Genomic DNA, 25297 nt, shown 5'->3' with positions numbered 1-25297 from the left:
CTTTTTAACTAATCATCCAATCCCTTGCCATTGAGAATTTGCTGTATATATTTATCAACCCTAGACTCTCGAGTTTTGGATTGCTTGGGCTGCGAAAAATAAAAAATGTAAGCTCTTTGCCGTCCCGGAGTCAACGCTTCAAAAGCTGTCTTTAATCCAGGGAATTCATCCAATTTATTTTGAAATTCTTCAGGGATTACGAATTCCGACGTCTTCTTAAAATTCACTTCCAAGCCGGCTTTTTCAACTTCAACGGCTTCATAAATATAGGCTTTCAAGATGGTTTCCATCTCAATTATTTCTTGAACATTGGTGAACCGGATCTGGCGCGCCGCCTGGACATTCTCCGTTTGTTGGATTAGAATCCCATGGGGATCCTGCAACAAGGCGCCTTTGTGAAACAGCAGCGCACAGTATTCTTTAAATCCATGGATTAAAACGATGTTTTTGTTCTCAAAGGTGTAACAAGGATGCATCCACTTAAAATCTTCCGTCAGGTCACAGTCAAGAACGATATTTCTCAGCTTCTCAAATTCTTCCTTCCACTTTTTGGCTTTACGCAAAAAACCGTCAACCTTCGGATTCATTCTGCTAGTGGTCATCAAAGAACACTCCCCTTTCACACAGCCTATTATAAAAATAAAAAACTGCCGGGACAATCCCCCGGCAGTTCCTGCGTGCATCAATCGGCTTCGCCGAAGATGCCCATGCTCAAGTAACGTTCGCCGGTGTCCGGCGCGATGCACAACACCCGCTTGCCCGGGCCGAGCCGCTTCGCGGCCTGCAGCCCGGTCCAGACGGACGCGCCGGCCGACGGGCCGACGAGAATGCCTTCCTTCGCGGCCAAGTCCCGCGCGGTCTGGATCGCGTCCTCGTCCGCGACCTGAATGATGCGGTCGTAGACCGACGTGTTCAAGATCGGGGGCACGAACCCGGGGCTCGTCCCCACTAGCTTGTGCGGCCCCGGCTGGCCGCCGGACAGGACGGGCGACCCCTTCGGCTCGACGACGAGAATCTCGATGCCGGGAATGAGCTCCCGCAGCACTTCGCCGGTGCCGGTGATCGTCCCGCCCGTGCCCGACGTCGCGACGAACACATCGAGCCGGCCTTCCGTCTGCTCGTAGATTTCCCGGGCTGTCGTCAGCCGGTGGATGTCCGGGTTCGCCGGATTCTCGAACTGCTGCGGGATGAAGCTCCCCGGGATCTGATCCCGCAGCTCCTCCGCCTTGCGAATCGCGCCAGGCATCCGCTCCGCTGCAGGCGTCAGCACGACTTCCGCGCCGTAGGCCTTCAGAATGTTGATGCGCTCCTTCGTCGAGTTGTCGGGCATGACCATAATCGCCCGGTACCCACGGGCCGCGGCGTTCATGGCCAGTCCAATGCCGGTGTTCCCGCTCGTCGGCTCGATGATGGTGGCGCCCGGCAACAGCAACCCGTCCTCCTCCGCGCGGACGATCAAATTAAAAGCCGCCCGGTCTTTCACGCTGCGGCTCGGGTTGAAATATTCCAGTTTCACGATCACTTCCGCGTCGTGCTCTCCCACAAGACGATTCAGCTTCACCGCAGGGGTATCCCCGATCAAAGCTGTAACGTCGTTCACCAGTTTCCGGCTCATCCGAATCCATCTCTCCTTTACTGCCCCCCATTATACCACACAACCAACCGCTTTACCTCTGTAAGTTTATCGGAATAACCCTCTTTAGGACGCGTGACTACCCCGCCCAGCGACCAAATGCTTACGCATAAACCACCACGCCGCGATCGGCGAGCTTCCGATCCCAAGCAGCAGCCAGTTGATCGAAGTGGGCGACCCATGAGTCAGCGTAATGACGAGGATAAACACAAGCGTGCCTGCCATACGCCCGAGGTTCAGCCCTACCTCCCGCATGACGACGTATTCGACGCGCTGCTTCGCGCTTTCTTCGTCCCGCCCGATCAGATCGAATACGGAAGAAGTCATCGGAATCGTGTAGAGCGGGATGAACAGGGCGGTGCCGATGCCGAACACTAACAAGGTCGAATACCGCACCGACCAGAAAAATGGCAGGATCACCGCGATCATGACGACAACCCCGACGAGCATCGCCCACTTGCGGGTTCGCGGCTTGACGAACCGGCCGGCCACCATGAAGCTCACGAGCGCCAAGGCCGAGGTAATCAAAGAAAAATTCCCGATGTTCATTTCGTTCTGCGTGGCGATATAGATCAAGAGACCGATGATGAACCCGAAGACCCCTTCCCGAACCCCTTGTGCGAACAGGGCAGCGAACACGGGACGCCAGGCTTCCTCGCTCCTACGCAAAATCCGGAACGCATGCAGCCAGTCATAGGTGCCTTCTACTTTGCGCTTTTTCAGAAAAAAACTGGCCACAACCCCCAGGACGAATATCCCGAGCGACACGGCAAAAATCCATCGGTACCCGGTCGTTCCAGGCAGCCGCGAAATCACGAAGCCGGAAACCCAGGGAGCGATCATCCCCGCCCCGGAGCCGAGCAAACCCGCCCACCCGTTAAACCGGTCCCGGTTGTCACGATTCGTAATTTCGAAATACACCACATTGAACGCGAGCCAGAAAAAACCGGAGGCCAGCCCCTGGACCACCCCTAGCAATAAGATCCAATTGATCGCCGACCGCCCGAGCAGCAGCACGAGCAAGTAAAACACGGCCGACACCGCTACGCCTAGCCGCAGGGCGTTCATTTTGTTCCCTTCCTTGACCCACTTCCCGGCCAGCCAAAACGTGATCGCCATCGTCACCTGATGGGAGAACGCGAACCAGCCGATCAAGGCGAAATCGTTCTTCACCTTCCACAGATAGACGTTCACGAACGTTCCGGACAAGGCGTTGGCGGCGGCGAACAAGCCGTTCACGAACAAGAGCAGCCATGCTTGGCGGTCCAAGTGGGCGCGGGGCTTTTTCCCCCCCGCAGCGGGCGCAGCCTCGAGATCGCGGTTGTGAAAATAATTGGGGGTCGGCGTTTCCCCGGACCGGGTTCCCCATTTCGAGCGTGCGCGGTCTTTCGTCTGCATGAAAATCACCTAGGTTCTGTTCGGATTGCCAGCCATTCGGCGACTTTCTATAACGTGCCCCGCGCGGCAAGTTGACATGCACTAGGAATCAGCCATTGTCAGCCATTCCCGTTACGCGATCCTTCCAGTTCGAACAGCGTAAGCTCCGGCCTGCTTCCGAGCCGGATCGGCAAATGCACGTTGCCCAAGCCCCGACTGATGTAGAACGCCCTACCGCCGTCCAATCGTTTCAACCCTACGTGATATTTTTGGGCTATGCCGTAGCTCCACCCGAGCAAGCGAATTTGTCCCCCGTGGGTGTGGCCGGCCAGCAGCAGATCGTAGTCGATCCGTTCCCTGCGCAAAAAGCGAACGATCCCCGGGGCATGACCGAGGGCGACAATATAAGCCGCCTGCTCGTCGGCCGGGACGTGAACCGGCTTCTCGTTGCCGTAGAAAGAGTTGTCGAATCCACAGACAGCCACTCGGCCGCCCGGGGTGGGAATGACCGTATAGGCGTTCTCCAGCACGACGATCCCCGCGTGCCGGAGCTGCCGCATCGTCTCCTCATAGTGCTCGCGCGGGTACATCATTTTGCGAAGAAAGCGGTATTCGTACCACTCGTGATTGCCGGGAATGAAGACGATCTGCCCGCACCGGATTCGGCTGAGTTCCGCGATGACGCGCGCGCGTTGGGTGAGGCGGTTCGTCAAATCTCCGGTGATCAGCACGACATCCGGCTCCAGCCGATTGACCTGATCGCTAATCGAACCGTTCCAGAACCGGGTCTTCCCATGCAAGTCGGACAGCTGGACGAGGCGGACTCCCGCTTCCAGCGGAGAGGGGAGCGACACCCGGACAACATCCACGACCCATGTCTGATACACCCAAACGACCAGCGCGATCACCGCAGCTACGAGTAGGGCGGCAGCGGCCACCGTAATTTCCGTGCCTGACAAAGAGCAACTCTCCTCTCTGAACCTCCAAAACATGATGCAGGCCTTAAAAAAACAGAACCGCTTTGCTTCCTCAGGGAAGCCAAAGCGGCTCTGACTTGTCTTACTCCTGCTCTTGCCCTTGCGCCGTTAGCTGCTGTACGAACTGGATGCGGTCGGAATCCGTCAGCTTCATCTCGACTCGGAAGCAAGCGGGGCAGACGAAGGCATCCAGCTCGAGCTTGCCGTCCAGGATCGGCCGTTTCCAGGCCGACAGCGTGTCCGGCTGGTTCACGAGCGGGCTGGGCGGCAGCTTGCCCAAGTGCAGCATCTCCACTCCGCACACGCCGCAGTCGGCGAACACGTCCTGACGGTCGAGCAAGTGTCTCGTGGCGGTCTCATACGAGGACAGCGTATAGAGCCCTCCCGTGCCGGACCGGCCTCCAGCATGAGCGGCGTCGGTCTCGTCCGTCTCGTCGAGTTCGTCCGGGGACTCCGCCTCATCGTCATCCTCGACCGCATACTCGTCTACATCATCGTCCGTATCGCTCAACCGGATGCTGCGGTAATCGGATAGCTCATTCTGGCAATGCGGGCACTGCTCCTCCGGGCCCAACTCCTCATCCCAGACGATCTCCGTCTGGCACCACGGACAAATCGCAATCTCACGATCGTTCATGCCGGAAGCCCTCCTTCGAGACGAGTTCACACTCGCTTTATTTCATTAAATAGTACACGCCCACGCCAAAAAACACAAGCGCCAGCGCGAACAGCGTTCCCCATAAATATTTCATGAACTTATGTCACACTCGCTCCGATAACGTAAGATAAAGCGACCGAGAGGATCATCGACAGCAGCCCGACGGCCCGGTTATCCCGCTCGATCTCCTGGTCGATCTTGAACACAGGGGTCAGGAATTCAAAGATAAAGTAAGTCACGAGCAGCAGCACGAACCCGAAGCTCGCCCAAATCAAGGAATGCAGAATCGTGTCGTTGTTCAGAATGGCGAAGCGGAAAATGTTGCAAATCCCGAAAATTTTCCCGCCCAGCGCCATCGCGACCGACACGTTGCCTTTCTTAATCTCCGCCCAGTCATTGTAACGGGTTACAAATTCGAAAATCGCCAAAAACACGATCAAGGCCAGGATCGCCACGGAGAAAAAGGCCAATGTTTCCATATACGGATTCGCCATCAACACATCCACTTCCTCAACCTTATCCATAGTTATATTGCGCCGCCCTTCCTAATATCCCAGAGGGAATTAAAGCGGAAGAGACCGAGGAAGCAGCAACGATCCGCGGTCTCTCTGCATTCATTATATCACACTCGCAACCGGCATGAGAGGCATTATGCTTGCGATTTCTTGGCGGCCAGCTTGGCGCGAAGGGCAGCCATCTCGTCTTCCACGCCGCCGGACTTGTCGAGCTGTTTCAGCTCGTCGTCCAGGGAGCGGCTCGAGGAGCGCAGCTCGTCGCTCGCTTGGGCTTCGGCTTCCATCTGCAGCACCTTCTCCGTCATCCGGTCGAAGCCCTTGGCCGCATTGTCGGTCCCGAAACCGGACATCGCCTGGTTGATATGCTTTTGCGCCTTGGCGGCTTCCGCACGGGCGACGAGCGTATCCTTCTTGTTCTTCATCTTGCCGAACTCATCTTTCATCTCATCCAGCTGGCTGCGCAGACGGTCGGCGTTCGTCTTGGCGACGGTATGCTGGCTCTTGAAGTCGTCGAGCTTCGCCTGCTGCTCCTTCTTGTCCTGCAGGGCGCGGCGGGCGAGGTCCTCGTTGTTCTGTTCCAGCGCCTTGAGCGCTTGCTCTTCGCGGCGGGCGACGAGCTCCTCGAGCTCCTCCACTTGCTGCTTGAACTTCTTCTCGATCGCGATTTGCTTGGCTACCGCTGCTTCCGCTTCCAGAATATCCTCTTCCATGTCACGCAGGAATTGGTTCAGCATCTTAACCGGATCTTCCGCTTTGTCCAGCAAGTCATTGATCGAAGCCATCGTCATATCGCGCAGTCTTTTGAAAATTCCCATTGTTCGGTTCCTCCCGCATAAATGTGGTTTATTGTTGATTCGATTGTCCCAGGTTATCGTTCGGCTTGCAAGCCCTCTGAACGTTTTTCCTTACACCCATTCATACGCAGAACCTAATATGCGGTTTCAACATTTTTTCAAGCTTATTTCAATTCGACGACGGTCACCCCGACGCCGCCTTCTCCGTAATTGCCGAGGCGGAAGCTCTTCACGTGCTTATGCTTGCGAAAATAGTCCTGCAGACCGGCCCTCAGCACGCCCGTCCCCTTGCCATGGATGATGTATACCTGACCCATATTATTCAAGAAGCTCTCGTCCAAGAACCGGTCGGTCTCGACGATGGCTTCCTCGAGATTGGAGCCGCGCAGATCGAGCTCCGTGCGCACATTGTCGTCGCGGGTACGCTTGACCGTCGTCGCCGTTTGCTGCACCGGCTTGGCGGGCGCCGCCTTGATCAGCTCCAGCTGGTCGAGCCGCACCTTCATCTTCATAATGCCGATCTGCACCATCGCTTCTTTGTCGTTCACCAGTTCTACGACATGGCCTTTTTGGTTCAGGTGCACAACCTTCACTTCGTCGCCGGCCTCGACCTTTTCGTCCTTCCGCTTGCCGGCCGCGCGCTGAGGCTGCTTGTCGCGCAGCTCCGGCACCGCCTGATCGAGCCGCCGCTTGGCCTCGATCAGCTGGTGCTCCTTCACCGCGCCGCGCTCCTCGAGCGCCAGCCGCCGCAGCTCACGGATGACGGCCTCGCCCTCGGCGCGCGCCTTGGCCACCGCGGCCCGCGCGTCCTCCTCGGCGCGGGCGAGCAGCTTGTCGCGCTGCTCGCGGAAGCGCTGCTGCTCGTCCTCGAGCCGCTGCCGCAGCTGTTCGGCCTCGCGGCGCAGCTGCTCGGCGTTGTGGCGCTCCGCTTCCGCGGTCACCCGGTTCGCCTCGAGCGAGGCGATCATCGATTCGACGCGCAGATCGTCCTCGCCCACTTGTCCGCGCGCCGCCTCGATGATGCGCAGCGGCAGCCCGAGTCGCTCGGCGATCGCGAAGGCGTTGCTTCGCCCCGGCACCCCGACGAGCAGCCGGTAAGTGGGACTCAGCGTCTGCACATCAAATTCCATGCTGGCGTTAATAATACCTTTACGTTCGAAGGCGTATGCCTTCAGCTCGCTATAGTGTGTAGTCGCAATCGTCCGGCAGCCCAGCCGGTGAATATGGTCGAGAATGGCGATGGCGAGCGCAGAGCCCTCCGAAGGATCGGTGCCGGCTCCCAATTCGTCCAGCAGCACGAGGCTCTTCGGCGTCATGTCCTTCAGGATGCTGATGATGTTCGTCATATGGCTGGAGAACGTACTGAGGTTTTGTTCGATACTCTGCTCATCGCCGATATCGGCGAAGATCGCATCGAATACGCACAGCTGGCTGCCGTCCTCCGCGGGGATGAACAAGCCGCACATCGCCATCAAGCTCAGCAGGCCGACGGTCTTGAGCGAGACGGTCTTGCCCCCGGTGTTCGGGCCGGTCACGATGATCGTCGAGAACTGATTCCCGAGCTCCAGATCGAGCGGCACGACGGCGGCCGGCGGGATGAGCGGATGACGGCCCTTCTTCAGCTTCAAGAAGCCGCGATCGTTCATCAGCGGCAAGGTCGCTTTCAACTCGCGGGCGAGTCCGGCCTTGGCGAATACAAAATCAAGCTCCGCCAGCGCCTCGACGGTATAACGCAGCTCCTCCGCGACCTCCGCTACGATCGCAGTGAGCCGGAGCAAGATTTTCTCAATCTCCTTCTCCTCGCGCAGCTTCAGTTCCCGCAGCTTGTTATTGAGCGTGACAACCGCTTCGGGCTCGATGAAGAGCGTGGCGCCGGAGGCCGACTGATCATGGACGATCCCGCCAAAATGGCTGCGGTACTCCGCCTTCACAGGGATCACATATCGGTCGCCGCGGATGGTGATAAGCGCGTCCTGCAGCATTTTCTGCACGGACGACGTCCGGATCATCTGCTCCAGCTTGTCGCGCGCCCGGGATTCGCTTGTGCGCAGCTCCTGGCGGATGCGAGCCAGCTCGGGGCTCGCGCTGTCGAGCATGTCGGCCTGATCGTCAATGCAGGCCTTGATCGCCTGATCGATCTCGGTATGGTCGCCGACCGACTCGCACAGCGCCACCAGGCTCGGAATCTCCGCTTGCTCATGTACGGCTTGGAGGAACCGCTTCAGCCTCCGCCCTCCGGAAGTCGTGTTGGCGATATCGAGCAGCTCGTGCATGCTCAGCATGCCGCCGATCCGGGCCCGCTGCAGCGCAGGCCTCACGTCGCGGACGCCGCCGAATGGAGCCCCTCCCTTCAAGCGGTCGACCTTGACCGCTTCATCTGTGGTTTGGAGTAAGCGTTTGACGGTATCCAAGTCGGAGTTCGGACGGAGCGCTTCGGCCATTCCTTTGCCCAGCGACGTAGCCGCATGTTCGGCCAGCCGGGCCGTAATTTTGGCGAATTCCAATGTATATAAAATTTTCGTATTCAAGACAGATCCTCTTTTCCTAAACGAGCATACGGGCTTCCCGTCTATTATAGCCGAAGGGAAAAGCCGTTACCATGGCCGCGATCGGGTATAACTAATTTTGCCGAGATGTGGGACTCATATTGCGGGTGAATTGGCAAACAATAATGGCGAGCCTCGAATGTAGTTCATCAAACCAAAAGGAGGACCCTCGCATGCAGTTTCTTGGTCATCTCGTTCGCTTGGTGGTTTCCACGATCGTTCTGATGGTGGTGGGGTGGATCGTGCCTGCGTTCAGCATTGGCGGGTTCTGGAGCGCCTTTTTCCTGGCCCTGGTCATTGCCGTCATTGGGTGGATTGTCGAAGGGATCTTCGGCAAACGAATCACGCCCTTCGGTCGGGGTATCGTCGGGTTCCTGGCGAGCGCGCTTATCATCTGGATCGCACAATTCGTCGTCACCGGCGTGAGTGTCTCCATCATCGGAGCTATTCTGGCTGCTCTTGTCATCGGAATTGTCGATCTGTTCATCCCGGTCAGCACGCCCTTCGACGCTACGAAGCGTGAAGGAAGTGCCTCGTAGCAACCGGCCGAACCACCCCGGAGTCTGCTCCGCAAGAGCAGACTCTTTTCCTACATATCCGGTCCCTCCGGACCCGTTCCTAAGTTCACAAGACTGTCACCGCGCTAGGGTGCCCGATCTTGTATAATGGATGGGAAGCAACAATTTCCATTTCAAACGGAGGGATCATGATGAAGAAGCTTATCGTAGCACTGATGGCATTAACCGTAATTTTCACAATTGCAGCCTGCAGCAAAAAAGACGAAGCGACCAACGCGTCTCCAAGCGCATCGGCCAAGCCAACCTCATCGCCTTCCTCGTCGCCCTCTTCGACAGCGGCCGCTACTCCGGCTTCCGGCGGAGCCAAGGAATTGAAAATTACCGCAACGAACTGGAAGTTCGACCAAGCCGAATACAAAGTAAAAGCCGGCGAGACATACAAAGTCACATTGAACAGCACGGACGGCGCACACGGCTTCAAGGCGAACGGCATCGACCTGACGGTCGGCACGAACAAAACCGTCGAATTCAAATTCGACAAGCCCGGCACGTACGATATTCAATGCAACATTCCATGCGGGACGGACCATGCGAAAATGAAAGCGAAAATTGTGGTTGAAGCTTAATGCCCATATCCTGAGAGCAGCCTTCTGTGAGAAGGCTGTTTTTTGTTGCGGATGTATTTGCTAACGCACCAAAATCTGGTAGGATATTTATAACATAGTAAAGGGGTTGGGATTGTGAGGAATGGTCGTTTAGCGAATCGAATCGCAGTCGTCACCGGCTCAGGGACCGGCCTTGGCAAAGCAACGGCTCTGCTGTTCGCCCGCGAAGGCGCGGTCGTCATCCTGTGCGGAAGACGTCTCTCCCAGCTGGAGGAAGTGAAAAAGCAGATCGAGTCGTTCGGGGGGATCGCCCACGCGGTCCGGACGGATGTGTCCTCGGAGAAGGAAGTGCAGACGCTCGTCGACCTGGTCCGGACGTCGTACGGCCATATCGATATCCTCATTAACAACACAGCGGTTTACGAGCCCGCACCGATCGTGGAGACCACGCTTGATTCCTGGAACTATACTCTGCAAAATAATTTGACAAGCGCCTTTCTCATGACCAAAGCGTGCCTCCATCTGATGCGCAAGCAAAAATACGGACGGATCGTCAATATCACATCCGACCTCGCGAACGGCGCTTGCGGATTCGCGGCCTACAGTGCCAGCAAGGCGGGACTCGAGTCGCTCACGCGTTCGATTGCCGGGGAGGAGGGCGGCTACGATCTGTTGATCAATCTGTACAATGCGGGCTTGGTGAAGACGGAAAAGCAGACGAACGGCGTCGACCCGAACCGGATCGCGCCGGACCTGCTCCGCCTCGTCACCCTCGCTCCGGGCAGCTACAACGGCCATTTGTTTGAAGCGCAGGATCCCGCTTGAGCGGGGTCTTTTTTGTTGTTCGGCGATTCAAGGTCGAGGAGGTCGTTCGAGGCCCAATTCGATTTTCAGCGAGTAGTTCGATTTTGCCCAATTGGAGTCTGTGCCTAAGGGAAGTCCACGCTATGCAGTTCGAATTTGCCAAACTATATGGCGGTATTTCGGGATCCGTATTGTAAACATGTGGTCCAATTCGGCGGAATCGAACTAGAGCTTGTCCAAATCAATTCCAGCCTTCTGTAAGTTGGTGAATTCAAACTAGAGCGCGCGCGTTTCGATGAACCATCCACAAAAAATAGGCAAAATCGAATTGGAGCCGTTTTTTGCTAACTGCGGGTGGTGCTCCAGAGCTCTTTTAGCTTCAGCATTGCGTCCGGCATATGCTCCATGATGAAGGCCGCCGACCGGGAGTCCGCCAGCAGCTTTTGTACCGATTCCGAAGGGAGCACGCTCATCACATGGACCCCGATTACGATCAGCAGCACGGCTTCGATCAAGGCGAGCAAGGCGCCGGCCGCTTTGTTGACCGTCCGCACCCCTGGCACCTTGGTCACGAGGTGCAGGATGCGGCCTACGATCGTCAGCCCCACCTTCGTGATGATGAACAGGAAGGCGAAGCTGACCGCGTTGTACAAGTACCGATCGACATTCAAGCCTTCGATGAGGAAGGCGTACTGCTCGATCGCCTTGAACGAATGGACCGGCAGCGTACGCGCCAGAACGGCGGCCAAGTCGTCATAGAGCCAGTAGGCGACCAGGTATGCGGCGACAAAACCGGCGATCGAAACAAGCTGGGCGACAAACCCCCGGTAATAACCGAGGAGAATGGCGCCCACGATCGCGATGGCAACGACGACATCCAACACATTGTACGTGTGCATGCGCGTCACCCTTTATTCTTTCTCTACGATTTCCACCAGCTCGATCCACTCGTTGAATTCGACCTTCAGCTTGGCGTATTCGTTCTGCAGCTTGCGGTAGTTCTCTTCCAGCTCGGGATTGCCCGCCGGCGCGCTCTTCGCCCGGTCGAGCTCGTCCTGCAGCTCGCGCTCCCGCGCTCTCGCCTGTTCGAGCCGCTCCGTCCAGTCTTTCTCCGCCGCCTCGAAGCGGGCGATCCACTCGGTGTCGGCTTGGGCCGACGCCGCCTCCTGCCAGCCGTGCGCCGACTCCTGCAGCGCCAGCAGCTCGGCCTCGGCTCGCTCGGCTTGGCTCTGCAGGTCGCTTAGCTGCTCCTCGGTGTGCTGCAGCTTCATTCGCCACTGCGTCTCGATCTCCTCGATCGCGGTGAGGTTCGCCTGCTCCTGCTCGCGCAGCTCGCGCCGGTGCGTCTCCTGCTGCGCGACGATCTGGTCGAGCAGCTTTTGCTCTTGCTCGGCCGCGAGCTTGCGCTTCAGCTCCTGCTCGTCGCTGCTGCGTGCGAGCTTCGCTTCCGCGCCGGCGAGCGCCTGCTTGAGCTGCGCCAGCTCGGCCTCGCTGCGCTGCCGCTGCTCCGCGAGCTGCTGCTCGTGGCGCTGCCGCTGCTCCGCGAGCTCTTGCTCGCTCAGGCGCAGCAGCTCGCGCTGCTCGTCGCCGCTCCGCGCGAGCTCCGCTTGCGCGGCGGCCAGCTCGGCCTGCGCGGTCGCCAGCGCCCGATCGCGCTGCGCCAACGCCGCCTCGAGCTCCGTGCGCTTCCGCTCGTGCGCCGCCTGCGCTTCCTCGCCGCGCTGCCGCTGCTCCGCGAGCTCTTGCTCGCTCAGGCGCAGCAGCTCGCGCTGCTCGTCGCCGGTCCGCGCGAGCTCCGCTTGCGCGGCGGCCAGCTCGGCCTGCGCGGTCGCGAGCGCCCGATCGCGCTGCGCCAACGCCGCCTCGAGCTCCGTCTGCTTCCGCTCGTGCGCGGCCTGCGCTTCCTCGCCGCGCTGCCGCTGCTCCGCGAGCTCTTGCTCGCTCAGGCGCAGCAGCTCACGCTGCTCGTCGCCGCTCCGCGCGAGCTCCGCTTGCGCTTCGGCCAGCTCGGCCTGCGCGGTCGCCAGTGCCCGATCGCGCTGTGCCAACGCCGCCTCGAGCTCCGTGCGCTTCCGCTCGAGCGCGGCCTGCGCTTCCTCGCCGCGCTGCCGCTGCTCCGCGAGCTCTTGCTCGTGGCGCTGCTGCTGCTCGGCGCGGGCCAAAGCGCTTTGCTGCTGGAGCTGTGCCAGCTCCGCCTCGCTGCGCTGCCGGTACTCGGCCAGCTCCTGCTCACTCAGCCGCAGGAGCTCGCGGTGCTCCTCGACGCTCCGCACGAGCTCGGCCTGCGCCGCGGCCAGTTCGTCCTGCACGCCGGCCAATGCTTGTTCGCGCTGTGCCAGCTCTGCCCGCAGTTGGGCTGTGGCACGCTCCCGCTCGTCCCGCTGGCGTTTCAGCTCAGCCAGCTCTTGCTCGCTCACGCGCCGTTGCTCCGCGAGCGCCGTTTCGCTGCGCTGCTGCTGCTCGGCGAGCTCCAGCTCGCTCAGGCGCAGTAGCTCGCGGTGTTCGTCGTTGCTCCGCGCGAGCTCCTCACGCGCAGCGGCCAGCTCCGCTTGCGCGCTTGCCAGCGCCTGCTCCCGCTGCGACAGATCCGCTCGCAGCTGCGCCGTGGCGCGCTCCCGCTCGTCCCGCTGGCGCCTCAGCTCGCTCAGCTCTTGCTCGCTCACGCGCCGCTGCTCCGCTAACGCCGCTTCGCTCCGCTCCGCCTGCTCCGCCAACGCCGCTTCGCTCCGCTCCGCCTGCTCCGCCAACGCCGTTTCGCTCTCGCGCCGCTGCTCCGCCAACGCCGCTTCGCTCGCTCGCTCCCGCTCGCGCAGCTCCTCCGCGCTCCGCTCCAGCTCCGCCCGCAGCCGGGCGCCTTCGTGCTCCAGCTCTTCGCGCCGGCGCTTGAGCTCCGCCACCTCTTGCTCGCTGATGCTGAGCAGCTCGCCCTGCTCCTGGCGATAGCGCTCATATTCCTCCTGCAGCCGCTCAGCTGCGATCTGCTGCATCCGGCTCTTCTCTAGGGCTTCCTGCTGCGCCTGCCGCAAACTCGCGATCTCCCCCGCGAGCCGCTCCTCCTGCTGCTTCCACTGAATCGCCAGCTGCTTATGCTCCACCCGCTCGGCGTCATGCAGCTCCGTAACCCGCTTCAGCTCCTCGACCTGCTTGAGTATGCGTTCCTCCAGCCGGCTCACCTCGGCTTCGTGCTCCGCCGCCTTCGCCTGGGACTCTTCCTGCAGCGCGGCATACTCGGCCTTCACACGAACCGCTTCCTCCAGCTCGGCGGTTTGCTGCTCCATCTCGAGCTGCACCTTCATCGCTTCGTCCGCCATCGTGACCGCGGCCAGCACGGCGATGCGAGGCATGTCCAACCGCTGCGAGCCCGCGGCGATCTGGTGCATTTGATCGTTTACGTATTGCGCGACTCGTTTGACATAGCCTACGCTGTTCGTTGTCAGAAGCTTATATGTATGGCCGTAAATATCCACGGTCACTCGAATTTTGTCGCCATTCGGTTTCATGCCCATGCCATCCTTTCCGCTCTCGTTCCGATTCCCGGAATGGTGTGTTGCGACGATTCGTCCGGCTTCAAAGGCGCAAAAAAAGCCGGCACATCGACGTTATAATAACATTCGATGCCACCGGCCTATTTCCTTCCTATTTCCGCAGCTCAGCGCGGAATGTTTCTTCCAGAACCCGCACTACAGAGCCGTGGAGCTCGCTTACTTCCTCGTCGGTTAGCGTACGGTCCGCATGGCGGTACACTAGCGCGAGCGCTACGCTCTTCTTCCCGGCGCCGAGCCGCTCTCCCGTATAAATGTCGAACACCTCAATCGACTCCAGCAGCGCCGCGGCCGTCTCTTGCACTTTGGCGACCAGATCGCCGACCGGCACGTCGCTCGCCACCACGACCGCCATATCGCGAGAGATCGCCGGATATTTCGGCAGCGGGACGCTTGCGATCGTGAAGTCCGCATAGTCGAACAGAGGCTGCAGCTCGATCTCGAGCACATATGTGTCTTCCAAATCCTTGGCCTGCTGCAAAGCGGGGTGCAGCTGTCCGATCCGGCCAAGCACCGTCGTTCCGCGCTCGGACACGATGCTGATCTCGGCCGTGCGGCCTGGATGGAAGCCTACCGGCTGGGCGGCCGTATAGCGGACCCCCTGAATGCCCAGGTCGGCGATGACCGTCTCGAAGACGCCCTTCAGGTCGTAAAAGTCGACGGCCGGCGATTTGGCGCCCCAATGCGCTTCGTCGCGCTTCCCGGTCCATAGCATACCCAACATCAACTTCTCGTCCGGTAAAGTCGTCAGTTGCTCTTCCTGGCTGATGAACACTTTGCCGATCTCAAACACCGCCACATCGTTGATGTTCCGATTGCGGTTGTAAGCCGCTGTATCCAGCAAATGCGGGATCAGGCTAGTGCGCAGCACGCTTCGCTCCTCGCTCATCGGCAGGGCGAGCGCGATCGGCTTCGCCTCCGGATACAAGCCCCGGAACTGTCCGATCTGGTCGGGATGGGTGAAGGAGTAGGCCACCACTTCATGAAGCCCCGCTCCCGTGAGCAGTCCCCGGATCGTACGGCGAATTCGCTGCTCGCGAGTGAGCGCCCCCGGCGTCGTCACGCCTTGGATCAGGCTGGTCGGGATATTATCGTAACCATATAGACGAGCGATCTCTTCGATGAGATCGACATCCCGCGTGATGTCCCCGCGGCGGGAAGGCACGTGCACGAGCAGCGTTTCGTCAGCTTTCTCCTCGTAAGGGAAGTGCAGCCTGTTGAAAATGACCTTCACTTCCAGCAGCGCCAGCTCCGTGCCTAAGTACGCGTTCACCTTGGCAAGCGGCAGCTCGATCGACACCGGCTGCGGGGTCATGGTGCGGGCTTCGACGATCCCTTCGTTCACATGGCCGCCTGCATACTGCGCGATAAGCGAAGCCGCACGGTTCAGAGCCGGAATGACGGCCTCCGGATTCACTTCCTTCTCGAAGCGCACGCTCGCTTCCGAACGCAGCCCGAGCTGGCGGGACGTCTTGCGCACGGAGCCGCCTGCGAAACGAGCCGACTCCAGCACAAGCGCCGTCGTCCCGCTCGTCACTTCGGAGTTGGCGCCGCCCATGACGCCCGCGATCGCAACCGGCTTCACGCCGTCCGTGATCAGCAGCATGTGAGGCGACAGCTCCCGCTCGTTGTCGTCGAGCGTCGTCAGCTTCTCGCCTTCCGCCGCAAGGCGAACGTCGATCTGGCCGTTCGTCAGCTTCTCGGCGTCGAACGCATGCAGAGGCTGGCCGTATTCCAACAACACGTAGTTCGTGATGTCGACGATGTTGTTGATCGGGCGAATCCCCGCCGCCATGAGCCGGTTCTGCATCCACAGCGGTGCCGGGCCGATATGCACGCCTTCGATGCGGCGCGCCGCGTAGTGCGAGCATTGCTCGGCTGCGGTGATGCGGACGCTGAGCTTGTCGGCCGCCTTGACCGCGGACGCATGCAGCCCCTGCTCGCTGTCCGGCAGCTTGACGTCGCGTCCTAGGATCGCCGCGATCTCGTATGCCGCTCCCAGCATGCTCAAGCAGTCCGAGCGGTTCGGCGTTAGGTCGAGCTCCATCACTTCATCGTCGATCCCGAGCACGTCGAGAATCGAAGCCCCGATCGACGTGTCCTCCGGCAGCACGAGGATGCCTTCTTGAATTTCCTTCGGGAGCAGCTTGTCGTTCAGGCCAAGCTCCTTCGCCGAGCAGATCATGCCTTGCGACTCGACGCCGCGAAGCTTCGCCTTCTTGATCTTGAAATCTCCGGGCAGCACCGCACCGACGACGGCCACCGGCACCTTTTGTCCCGCCGCCACGTTCGGAGCTCCGCAGACGATTTGTAAATCTTCTCCTTGCCCCACATCGACGGTACACACGCTCAGCTTATCCGCATCCGGATGCTTTTCCCGCGTTTTGACGTACCCGACTACAACTCCGTCTACGCCTTTGTTTCGGTTCTCCACCACATCGACCTCGATGCCGCTGCGCGTCAATTTTTCCGCCAATTCCGCTGCTGTGTATCCCTTCAAGTCTACGTACTCCGACAACCATTTATAAGAAACCTTCATGGGTAGCTCCTCCTGTCCCGCTCGATTAGATATGCACGAACTGCTTCAAGAACCGCAGGTCGTTCATATAGAAATTCCGAATGTCGTCTACGCCGTACTTGAGCATCGCGATCCGCTCTACGCCCATCCCGAACGCGAAGCCGCTGTATTCCTTCGGATCGTAGCCGGCCATCTCCAGCACGCGCGGATGAACCATGCCGGAGCCGAGAATTTCAAGCCATCCGGTGTGCTTGCACACCCGGCAGCCGTGGCCGCCGCACATCATGCAGGAGACGTCTACCTCGGCGCTAGGCTCCGTGAACGGGAAGAAGCTCGGGCGCAGCCGAATCTGCGTCTGCTTCCCGAACATCTCCTGCACGAACTGCAGCAGCGTCCCCTTCAGGTCGCTCATGCGGATGTTGCGGTCGATGACGAGTCCCTCGATCTGCATGAATACATGAGAATGCGTAGCGTCGTCGTCGTCGCGCCGATACACCCGGCCCGGGCAAATGATCTTGATCGGCACTTCGCCCTTCCGCTTCTCCATCGTGCGGACTTGCACGGGAGACGTGTGCGTGCGCATCAGAATTTCGTCCGTGATGTAGAACGAGTCCTGCATATCGCGCGCCGGGTGGTCCTTAGGCAGGTTGAGCGCTTCGAAATTGTAGTAGTCCTTCTCCATCTCCGGCCCTTCTGCAACGGTGTACCCCATCCCGAGGAAAATGTCCTCGATCTCCTGGATGACCTTGCTTAGCGGATGCAGCGCCCCCAGCTCGGCCGGACGGCCCGGCAGCGTCACGTCGATCGTCTCGGCGAGCAGACGGTGCTCGGTCTCTTGCCGCTGATATTCGGCTTGCTTCGCCTCGATCACTTCCTCGATGGCGGCACGAACGTCGTTCGCTACCTGGCCGATGATCGGCCGCTCTTCGGCGCTCAGCGCTCCCATGCCGCGCAAAATCTCGGTCAGCGGTCCTTTCTTGCCCAAATATTTGACCCGAAGGTCGTTCAGGTGCTGGCTGTTCGCGACTTGCTCCAGCTCTTGCAGCGCCTCTGCCTTTAACGCTAGTAACCGTTCCTTCATCTCCATACCCTCCTAGTATTTGTACCCCAAAAAGTGAAGCTAAGCTTTGCAGCCTATGCCGATTACTTTTCGGGGACCCCGATTTACCCCCAAAAAGTGAAGTGAAGCTTGCAGCCTATGCCGACTTCTACCCCGAGATTCCCATTGCTCACACACAAAAAAGAGCACCTCTCCCAGAAGGGACGATGTGCTCGCGGTACCACCCTTGTTAAGCTCGTGTCCGTGCATCCGCCAGGCGAACGATGAAGACGGGCTTCACTTGATCGAATAACGGCTCGAAACCGGTACCTCCTACTAATTCCCCGAAAAGTGAATCTCTTCGAAGCCTGTTCAAAGGACTGCTCGGGAGCGAACTTCAGCGGCCTGATCCTCAGCGACGCTCTCAATCTACGGCGTCCCTTCCCTGTAAGGTTTACGGCAGCTTACTCTTCTCCGTCCACGCATTTAATATTAAGCCTTATTATATGCAATCGGCCGCCCGGATGCAAGTAAATGCTAGGTTTTAGGCGAGAGAGCCGTGATTTTAAGCCAGCAGCTTGACCATACCTTGAATGAACGCCTCGCGATTCGAGCCTCCGAACAGGACCGAAAAGGTCGTAAATCCTTCGTTGAACGCAATGATCTGCATCGCAATGAGATGGGGATCTTTGTTGTGCGAGATCCATCCTTGCTCTTTTAAGACGTTCACGTAGGTCTCGATTTCGGCAACCCAACCCCGATACTCCCTTTTGAGCATCTCGTGCAGCTCCGGATCGTGTTTCGTTTGTTGGTAAAAGTCCACTAGCACCAAAATCCAATTCGCACCCGCCTTCCACATTTGTTGCAGCTGCGCAAGGGTCGCCAGGAGCACCTCTTCGAGCGTCGTGTCCGCCGGGTTGAACTGTTTCGGGATGTTCGTCCAACCGCTGCTTAAGGATTGACGGTACCTCATGATATGGAAGAAAAATTGTTCCTTGCTTTGGAAATGACCAGTCGCTTCGGAGCAGCCTTGAAATAACGGCCTTATTTGCAAGCCAGCTTCATAATCTCGTCCTCGGTCTTGTAATCCACCCGCATCGAGGGGTCCGGGTCGTACATGATCCACTTCGCCGCTCCGTACTTCTTGAGCAGCGCCACCTTGTCGGGACTGCAGCGGCTGCCCGCGAGCAGGGACTGCTGCACCGGGAACGTCGAGTACACCTCATCGGGGTTCGCCTTCTTCTGCAGCAGAAGCTCCGCCACCTTCAGATCCGGCAAGGTCAGCGCCGCCCGAAGCGGACTGCGCTTGTACTCCCCCGATCCGATTTTCTGGTTCGGGTCCGCCCCGTTCTCGAGCAGCCATTTCGTCCGTTCATAGTCGCCATGGATGACGGCGCTGCCCAGAATCGTACCGCTGGAGTAATCCGAATCTTTCTCCCTTAGCAAGTACGCGTAGTCCGACAGATCGGTGTTGATCGAGATGCCGCCCTTAATGAGCTGCTGCATCTCCGCCATGGACAGTCGGCTTCCGTGCAGAGCCAGCTTCACCGCCTGCTCCTCGGCCGTCGCTTGCGCTGCCGTCATTCCTTCGCGCAGCCGTCCCAGAAGCTCAGGCTCCTGCACTCCTGCAGCCAATGCGATCGTATAGGCGCTCCGGCCATTCCGGTCCTGAATGCGCGGATTCGGCTTCCAAGCGCCGAGGATGCCTTTGAGCAATTCCGGCTTGTCGTAATACCGTACGATCGTCTCCAGCAAATAAGAGGAGCCGTTCTTGAACGGCTTGTCTAGCGATTCCCCGCAGGCCACCGCTTGCGCCAGATACGTCGGGTTGATCGCCGCGAACCGGTAGGAGTCGGGATTCTTGTTCTCCGACCAGGCGAGAATCTCGCCGAATTGCGGATCCTGCACCCGGATAATGCTCGAGCAGGACGGGCTGGCGAGCGCATCCTCGAAGGTGGCGTTCGTGACCGCATTCAGCGCGAATTGCTGCTTGTCGAAGTCGTACTGCACGTCCGCCTTGCCCGATACGAGCACGGGCTCGCTGCCTACGTTGTAGCTCACAGTGCCCGCATTCGGCCCCGTGGCCGTATACGATTGAAACCGCGCTGTGTGGAAACCCATATATTTACCCGTCACCCATGCTTTGAGCGCCTCGTCCTTCATACGAGGTACGTGCTCCGACAATCGGGCCGTATTCAGCGCCAGAAACGGATCGGCCGCCAGTGTTAGCTGTCCGCTCGCGTCCAGGGCGAGAACAGTGGACCGAATGTCCGCCCCCGCGTTCCCGGAGGAAGCTTCGATCAAGAGCGTGCGGGCGCCGGATCCGTTCTCGATCGGGGTCACGACCAAGGTGCCTGCTTCGCCGAACGATTCCCGTGTCAACGGAGTCCGCTGTCCCGCTTCGGTCGCCGCCACGAGCAGCGATTTTTGGGGATCTATAGCTACTGTTACTTGATATGTATGGTTGCCAAGCCGAACGTCCCAGCTCGTCTTCGAATCCGGACTCGGTCTCGAGATCTCGTCCTGGCGCGATTCGAACGCAGTTGCAGACTCTCCGTCCGGATCCGGCGTCGCGCTAGGCCCGCTTGGGGTCGGGCTTCCGGCGGGCGACGGTGTCCCTCGGATCATACTCGCGGTCGGAGCGGGAGTACTGAAAGGCGGCGAAGTCGGCAAAATCGGGCTCATGCTGGGCGCGATCGTGTCGAAGTTCGGATTCGCGCTTGGACTGGCGGTCGGAGCGGTTGTCCCCGTGGCTTCAGGGCGGGCTGTCGAACCGGTCGGGGAGCCTTCTACGGGAGAGACGGCCAGCTCCTTGGACGGCTCGCAGCCCGCCAGCAGCATGAGCGTCGCGCTCACGAAGCTGAGCAAGCGGAGTCGCTTGTTCACATCGACCACCTCCATCGGTTCCGTTTTTTCCAATGCCCTCAGTATATCACTTCGCCGCGCAAAATCTATACAGGGTACGGCTCTTGGGTTAAAATGGAAGTGGTTGTCTATCCAATTCCGGGAGGAATCCAAATGCGCCTTGAAAATGAAAAGAAGTCGTTAACCGTTGTAAATGCCGACGTATCCGGGTCCAGCTTCAAAAACGTCAGTGCCGAACAGGTCGCCTTCCAATGCTGCAATCTGAGCGGCATCCGCTTGAATGACGTCAACTTGACGGGAATGACCATCTCCGACGCCAATCTGAGCCGGCTGGATATCGACGGGGCCCAATGGGGCGGGGCGCATTTTCGCTATATCGGGTTCGGGAACAAGGATGAGGCCGAGCCGCAGGCATCCACCGAGAAGCCGCCGGTCCAATTCACGCATTGCAATCTCAGCCAGGGAAGGTTCACGGATTGCAATCTGTCGGGCGTCACCTTGGACAACTGCGAGATTTCCGGCTTGGTCATTAACGGGATCAATATCGAGAAGCTGCTCAAGCAAGTGAGCAAATAATCCATGTTTTCTGCGGGAGATGTCCATGTTCTTCAATACGGCGGGGGAGTAAGCTAACTACGAAACAGTCAATATTGTCCTGAAACTCCGCTAGAATACGGCATTTTCTGAGAAAGGTCCGAAAGCAGCATGAAAGCCGAAACGAGAATTTATCTAGACGCGGTCCTGCAAAACATCAAGAGTGTTTCCTTCTTCACCTTCCTCGGGGTACTGATCGCACGGCTCGGGGCCAGCGACTTTCAGATCGCCTTGTCGAACTCGCTTCCGGCTTTCTTCTGCGCCTTGTCCCTTGCTTTTCTAACCCGCCAGCTGCCCGTCACCCGGGGGGTCTTCCTGGTAAGCGGCTATATCCGGCAGTTCGCCTTCATCTGCATGGCGCTGTCGATTCTGCTGCCGAATCCGATCCCCGTCCTGTTCGTCTTCTGGAGCATCAACGCGGTCTCCGTGATCGTCACCTCTGCGCAACAGCCGGCGATTATGCGTCGCGTCATCGCGGCCGACTACTTCCCGACCTTGTTCAGCCGGGTCAAAATTATCGCGATCGTCATCGCGACGGTCGGCAGCATGATGATCGGGTGGGTGCTCGATGCGTCGGATGCGTGGTTCCCCTATAATTATGTAGGTTCGATGCTGATCGGCTGCTTGTCCACCTTCACCGGCATGGCGTTGATCGCGGGGCTCGCGCCTCGTGAGAAAGTCAAGCTGCAGCTGTCCTGGGTGCGACCGTTCCAGGAGTGCGACCGCCGCATCTGGTGGATGGGGTTGAATAACACCGGCATCGCCATGGTCCCCCCGCTATTCACAATCTATCACGTGAAGACGCTTCACCTGAGCAATACACAGATCGCTTACTTCGTCGTCGTGTCCGGCATCGTCTCGGCGCTCTCGCTTCCGTTCGTGCGCAAGCTGATGGAACGATTCGGTCCGGTGCCGCTCTATAGCGTGGCGATTGTCGGAATGGCGGCATCGGTGCTGCCGTACGGGTTCGTGTCCTCCTTCGCGCTGCTGCTGTCGCTGCAAGCCTGGAACGGACTTATGATGGCGGTGGCGGAAGTGTCCTCGAACACGCTCATGATGCGCGACGCCGAGAAGCACAAGAAGGAGATGGCCTACTTCTCCGACTTCCAGCTGGTCATGCATTTGGGCAATACGCTCGGCCCTCTCTTGTCGGGCGCGCTGCTGCTCTTCCTGCCGCTCGCCGCCAGCTTCTGCGTCATCGTAGCGATCCGGCTGCTGTTCTTCGCGGCCTATCGCTGGTTGCCGGACCGGAAGCCGGAGGGAGCCGGCTTGACGGTCCCGGATCCCGCTTTTCGGGTCGGTTAAGCGCGCGGAGATTCGGAGGGAGCTTCCGTTTCAGGTGGGGTTGGATAGGGGGTTCCTAGTCTGTCCAGGTCCATGGCGTCGATGGTCCGTTTGGCCTCCTCATCTCCCAACTTGTGAATATAGGCATAGATTTTTTTCAGCGTGCTGTCGTACCCGACGTTCTCTTCATCGTCATGATAGGGAATGCTGGGGAGAGGTGCTCGAAGATAGATAGCCTTTTCCCAGTCCTGCAATTCCATCAGCAAGTTGTGAAGGTAACTAACCTCCTCTTCGGTGGCGTTGATTTGAAACTCGTAGGCCGCGTCGCCCTGGTTGTCGAGAATGGTACCCGCTTGAACGGACACGTAGTATGGATGTGCTTCCACTTTTCATCCCTCCTAGAAATATTGAAAAATAATCATCGCCGCCACAATGACCAAGATTGGAAATAAAACATAGCTGAGCAGAACCGGATTCGCCAGAATCGGGCTTTTTTTCACCGCCCCGGCGACATTGTTGTCCATCTCTTTTTGTTGATTTCGATTGTTCGCGTTCAGGGTGTAGATCAATCCGCCGGCCAGAATGGCAGCGATCGCCACTATGCCCATCCAGAACCCCGTAGTCATCGACATCTCCCTTTCGTTTTGGAATAACCTGACTACTCATAGGCTCCCACGAGAAGTCCAATTTATTCCGTTCCGACCCGACGCAATGAAAAACGGCCGAAGTGGAAGCCCCACATTCGGCCGTTTCTACATCCTTACTTCGTCTTGCGCGTTAGAGAGACTACCAGCGAGAGCGCGCCCAGCACGACGGCGACGATCGACAGGATCAGCGGCAGCGGGCTCGACTCGCTGCCGGCGGATTCACCGCCTGCCGCAGCCTGGTGGCCGGTGTCGTGGCCGCCGGCGTCCGCAGCAGCCGCGGCCTTCACCGTCGTCACGGATGCCGGCTTCTGCGAGCCTTCCGCGCCGACCCATTCCGCGACGCTCCCGTCTTTGTACGTCTGGTACGATTTCCAGGACAGCGTCTTGGCATCGGCCGCGACTTTCCCGGACAGGTTGAACTCTGTGAACTCGGTCGCCGCCAAGCCGGCTCCCGTAGCCGTGAAGACGACACCCGTAATTTTGCCCGTCGCGTCCTTCGTCAGCTCATACTTCCAATCCGGCTTCGGCTCCACCCGCGAGACCGTTACCCCCTCCGGGAACTTGATCTCGACCTTCACCGTATTCGTATTCGCCGTCTCGCTCGGTACCCGGACCGTAAATTTCTCAAATGCGTTTTGCGTCGTTTGTTGCGGATATACGACCACATGCGCGCTTGCCATGCTGGCGAACAGCATCATCATCAGCAGGCTAGCGGACAGCAGCAGCGTTACTTTTTTCATTCCCATCATCCCCCATTTGACCGTATTCGACTCGCTTGAAGGCATCAGCCCTCTATTAATGTAGTCAATATCGGACAAGTTGAGAATGACTCAACCGGGCTATTTTTCCCCGCGAGTGTGAAGCTTCTGTGTCAGTCCATGGCGAACGGCGTACGCGGTCAACTGTACCCGATTCTCGAGCTGCAGCTTCTCCAGAATGTTCTTAATGTGATTCTTGACGGTATTCTCGGCGATCATGAGGCGCTCCGCAATCTGCCGGTTCGTCTCCCCGGAGGAGACGCAGACAACAAGCTCGCGCTCGCGCGGAGTCAGCAGTCCGGGATCCGGGTCCGGCTGGGCCCCGCTGCCGGCCGTCCCCGTGCGGAAGTGCTGGAACAGCTTGTCCGCGAGCCTCCGCGAGACAGCCGCATCCTCGTCCAGTAGCGCGCGCAAGTAGGCAAGCCAGTCGTCGGGGTCCATGTTCTTCAGCAGGTAGCCTTGGGCCCCGTATTGAATGGCGGTGAACAGGTCGGCCGCATGATCGGAGACGGTCAGCATAATGACGCGAACGTGGGGGTACAGCTGTTTGATCGTTTTCGTCGCATCCAAGCCGGAGTGAACCGGCATATGGATGTCCATCAGCACCAGATCGGGCTGAAGCGAGCCGCACAGCGCAATCGCTTCCTGCCCGTCGGCCGCCTCGCCGGCCACCTCGAACCAGGCATCGCCTTCCAGCAAAGTGCGGACCGCCCTCCTGGCGAGAGGATGATCGTCGGCGATCAAGATGCGATACGGTTTCCCTTCCATCCGGCAGCCCTCCTAATCATACATCAAGTTCCTTCCGGCTTCCGCCGTCGCACGATTACCTCCGTGCCGCTTCCGTCCGCAGCGTGGCGCAGCTCGAAGGTCGCCCCCAGCTCGATCGCTCGCTTGCGCATCATCGAGACGCCGTACTGATTCGGCCCCGCGTCGTAGGCACGAGGTCCGACCCCGTCATCGCGGATCGTCATCGTCCACCCGTCCGGTTCCTCGAGGAGCCTAAGCTCCGCGCTGGAAGCTTGGGAATGCTTGCGGATATTCGTGAACGCCTCCTGCATGATGGAGAACAGCTGCACTTGCTCCGTCGGCGTCAGCGTCACCCGCTCCCACGCCACGCGCTCGGTGACGTCCACGCCGGTCATCGTCTCCCATTGCTGCACCCACTCATGAACCCGCTCCTGGAACGCGACGCCGTCCTCCGGCATGGAGCGCAGGTTGAAGATCGCCTGGCGCAGATGATGATCGATCTCGGCTACGGCGGAGAGCGCCTCTTCCGTCTTGCCCTTCTTCAATTGCACGTTCAGGAAGAACAAGTTCTGCGCGATGTTGTCATGCAGCTCCCGGGCGAGCCGTTCCCGCTCCTCATAGACGGCCCGCTTCGCCTGCTCCTGCGACAAGCTCGCATTCATCGTCTCGATGTTGCGAAACATCCAGTTGGCGAACAGGATCGAGAGCACGAACGTCAGCAGGATGATGTATAGATTACCGGTTTCCATCGACAAGTAGCGGAGCAAGAGCTCATGGCGGATCATCTCGAAGCCGCCGATGACGAGCGGAGGCAGCAATATCGTAAACCACTTGAGCGTGCGCAGCGACATCCAGACCGTCCCCTCCTGCTCCTCG

The 25297-nt window shown here is 59.1% G+C and carries 24 protein-coding genes and 1 other annotated feature; of the genes, 5 read left to right on the top strand and 19 right to left on the bottom strand.

Annotated features, from left to right (window positions below; genetic code table 11):
- Nucleotides 1–8: 8 nt before the first annotated feature.
- The 8 genes from ACI5FR_RS22595 to ACI5FR_RS22560 form a co-directional block, all read right to left on the bottom strand.
- Nucleotides 9–602, bottom strand: a complete 594-nt coding sequence (locus ACI5FR_RS22595) for a YdeI/OmpD-associated family protein (protein WP_405458530.1) — start codon at nt 600–602, stop codon at nt 9–11.
- A gap of 80 nt (nt 603–682) precedes the next feature.
- Nucleotides 683–1615 (bottom strand): cysteine synthase A, encoded by a 933-nt coding sequence (gene cysK / locus ACI5FR_RS22590; RefSeq protein ID WP_405458528.1) that lies wholly within the window; start codon nt 1613–1615, stop codon nt 683–685.
- 84 nt (nt 1616–1699) lie between these two features.
- Complete coding sequence (locus tag ACI5FR_RS22585; protein ID WP_405458526.1) at nt 1700–3031, bottom strand: MFS transporter; 1332 nt, start codon at nt 3029–3031, stop codon at nt 1700–1702.
- Between the two features lie 98 nt (nt 3032–3129).
- Complete coding sequence (locus ACI5FR_RS22580; protein WP_405458524.1) at nt 3130–3969, bottom strand: metallophosphoesterase; 840 nt, start codon at nt 3967–3969, stop codon at nt 3130–3132.
- Between the two features lie 100 nt (nt 3970–4069).
- On the bottom strand, nt 4070–4624 hold the full coding sequence (locus ACI5FR_RS22575) for a hypothetical protein (RefSeq protein ID WP_405458521.1): 555 nt from the start codon (nt 4622–4624) through the stop codon (nt 4070–4072).
- Nucleotides 4625–4743: 119 nt separating this feature from the next.
- Complete coding sequence (locus tag ACI5FR_RS22570) at nt 4744–5169, bottom strand: DUF350 domain-containing protein (protein WP_405458520.1); 426 nt, start codon at nt 5167–5169, stop codon at nt 4744–4746.
- 125 nt (nt 5170–5294) lie between these two features.
- Nucleotides 5295–5975 (bottom strand): PspA/IM30 family protein, encoded by a 681-nt coding sequence (locus ACI5FR_RS22565; RefSeq protein WP_405458518.1) that lies wholly within the window; start codon nt 5973–5975, stop codon nt 5295–5297.
- Nucleotides 5976–6118: 143 nt separating this feature from the next.
- Nucleotides 6119–8482 (bottom strand): endonuclease MutS2, encoded by a 2364-nt coding sequence (locus tag ACI5FR_RS22560; protein WP_405458516.1) that lies wholly within the window; start codon nt 8480–8482, stop codon nt 6119–6121.
- A 191-nt stretch (nt 8483–8673) separates the two neighbouring features.
- On the opposite strand from ACI5FR_RS22560, the gene ACI5FR_RS22555 reads away from it, so the two are divergent.
- From ACI5FR_RS22555 to ACI5FR_RS22545, 3 genes are all read left to right on the top strand, one after another.
- Entirely contained in the window at nt 8674–9039 is a 366-nt protein-coding gene (locus ACI5FR_RS22555; protein WP_405458514.1) for a phage holin family protein, read from the top strand.
- Nucleotides 9040–9209: 170 nt separating this feature from the next.
- Complete coding sequence (locus ACI5FR_RS22550) at nt 9210–9644, top strand: cupredoxin domain-containing protein (protein WP_405458511.1); 435 nt, start codon at nt 9210–9212, stop codon at nt 9642–9644.
- 114 nt (nt 9645–9758) lie between these two features.
- A complete protein-coding gene (locus tag ACI5FR_RS22545; protein ID WP_405458509.1) occupies nt 9759–10448 on the top strand; it encodes an SDR family NAD(P)-dependent oxidoreductase in 690 nt (229 codons plus the stop codon).
- Between the two features lie 323 nt (nt 10449–10771).
- Here the strand turns inward: ACI5FR_RS22545 and ACI5FR_RS22540 are convergent, their stop codons facing one another.
- From ACI5FR_RS22540 to ACI5FR_RS22515, 6 genes are all read right to left on the bottom strand, one after another.
- Nucleotides 10772–11326, bottom strand: a complete 555-nt coding sequence (locus ACI5FR_RS22540) for a CvpA family protein (protein ID WP_405458507.1) — start codon at nt 11324–11326, stop codon at nt 10772–10774.
- A 12-nt stretch (nt 11327–11338) separates the two neighbouring features.
- A complete protein-coding gene (gene zapA / locus ACI5FR_RS22535; protein ID WP_405458505.1) occupies nt 11339–13927 on the bottom strand; it encodes a cell division protein ZapA in 2589 nt (862 codons plus the stop codon).
- 136 nt (nt 13928–14063) lie between these two features.
- Nucleotides 14064–16508 carry a phenylalanine--tRNA ligase subunit beta gene (gene pheT / locus ACI5FR_RS22530; protein ID WP_405458503.1) on the bottom strand — a complete coding sequence of 815 codons (2445 nt, stop codon included), beginning with the start codon at nt 16506–16508 and terminating at the stop codon, nt 14064–14066.
- Between the two features lie 25 nt (nt 16509–16533).
- The gene (gene pheS / locus ACI5FR_RS22525) at nt 16534–17568 is read right to left on the bottom strand and encodes a phenylalanine--tRNA ligase subunit alpha (protein ID WP_405458502.1); all 1035 of its coding nucleotides are present in this window, start codon (nt 17566–17568) and stop codon (nt 16534–16536) included.
- Nucleotides 17569–17743: 175 nt separating this feature from the next.
- Nucleotides 17744–18016, bottom strand: a binding site (T-box leader).
- A gap of 75 nt (nt 18017–18091) precedes the next feature.
- A complete protein-coding gene (locus ACI5FR_RS22520; protein ID WP_405458499.1) occupies nt 18092–18499 on the bottom strand; it encodes a TetR family transcriptional regulator C-terminal domain-containing protein in 408 nt (135 codons plus the stop codon).
- A 71-nt stretch (nt 18500–18570) separates the two neighbouring features.
- On the bottom strand, nt 18571–20412 hold the full coding sequence (locus ACI5FR_RS22515; RefSeq protein ID WP_405458498.1) for a hypothetical protein: 1842 nt from the start codon (nt 20410–20412) through the stop codon (nt 18571–18573).
- Nucleotides 20413–20544: 132 nt separating this feature from the next.
- Here ACI5FR_RS22515 and ACI5FR_RS22510 point away from each other — a divergent pair, with 132 nt between their 5' ends.
- Complete coding sequence (locus ACI5FR_RS22510; RefSeq protein ID WP_405458496.1) at nt 20545–20967, top strand: pentapeptide repeat-containing protein; 423 nt, start codon at nt 20545–20547, stop codon at nt 20965–20967.
- 129 nt (nt 20968–21096) lie between these two features.
- On the top strand, nt 21097–22290 hold the full coding sequence (locus tag ACI5FR_RS22505; RefSeq protein WP_405458495.1) for an MFS transporter: 1194 nt from the start codon (nt 21097–21099) through the stop codon (nt 22288–22290).
- Here the strand turns inward: ACI5FR_RS22505 and ACI5FR_RS22500 are convergent.
- The 5 genes from ACI5FR_RS22500 to ACI5FR_RS22480 form a co-directional block, all read right to left on the bottom strand.
- Nucleotides 22287–22655: a hypothetical protein gene (locus tag ACI5FR_RS22500; protein ID WP_405458493.1), complete on the bottom strand. Its 369-nt coding sequence runs from the start codon at nt 22653–22655 to the stop codon at nt 22287–22289. The two genes, ACI5FR_RS22505 and ACI5FR_RS22500, sit on opposite strands and share 4 nt — an antisense overlap.
- Nucleotides 22656–22667: 12 nt before the next feature.
- On the bottom strand, nt 22668–22895 hold the full coding sequence (locus ACI5FR_RS22495) for a hypothetical protein (protein WP_405458491.1): 228 nt from the start codon (nt 22893–22895) through the stop codon (nt 22668–22670).
- Nucleotides 22896–23029: 134 nt separating this feature from the next.
- Nucleotides 23030–23656 (bottom strand): YcnI family copper-binding membrane protein, encoded by a 627-nt coding sequence (locus ACI5FR_RS22490; protein ID WP_405458489.1) that lies wholly within the window; start codon nt 23654–23656, stop codon nt 23030–23032.
- Between the two features lie 99 nt (nt 23657–23755).
- Nucleotides 23756–24442, bottom strand: coding sequence for a response regulator (locus tag ACI5FR_RS22485; RefSeq protein WP_405458486.1), 687 nt, complete (start codon nt 24440–24442; stop codon nt 23756–23758).
- A 23-nt stretch (nt 24443–24465) separates the two neighbouring features.
- Entirely contained in the window at nt 24466–25272 is an 807-nt protein-coding gene (locus tag ACI5FR_RS22480; RefSeq protein WP_405458485.1) for a sensor histidine kinase, read from the bottom strand.
- Between the last annotated feature and the right edge of the window lie 25 nt (nt 25273–25297).

This window comes from Paenibacillus sp. HJGM_3, from assembly GCF_045062745.1.
Classification (GTDB): domain Bacteria; phylum Bacillota; class Bacilli; order Paenibacillales; family NBRC-103111; genus Paenibacillus_AA.
The sequence above is the reverse complement of the archived record's forward strand: the minus strand, read 5'-3'. Positions and strand labels throughout refer to the sequence as shown.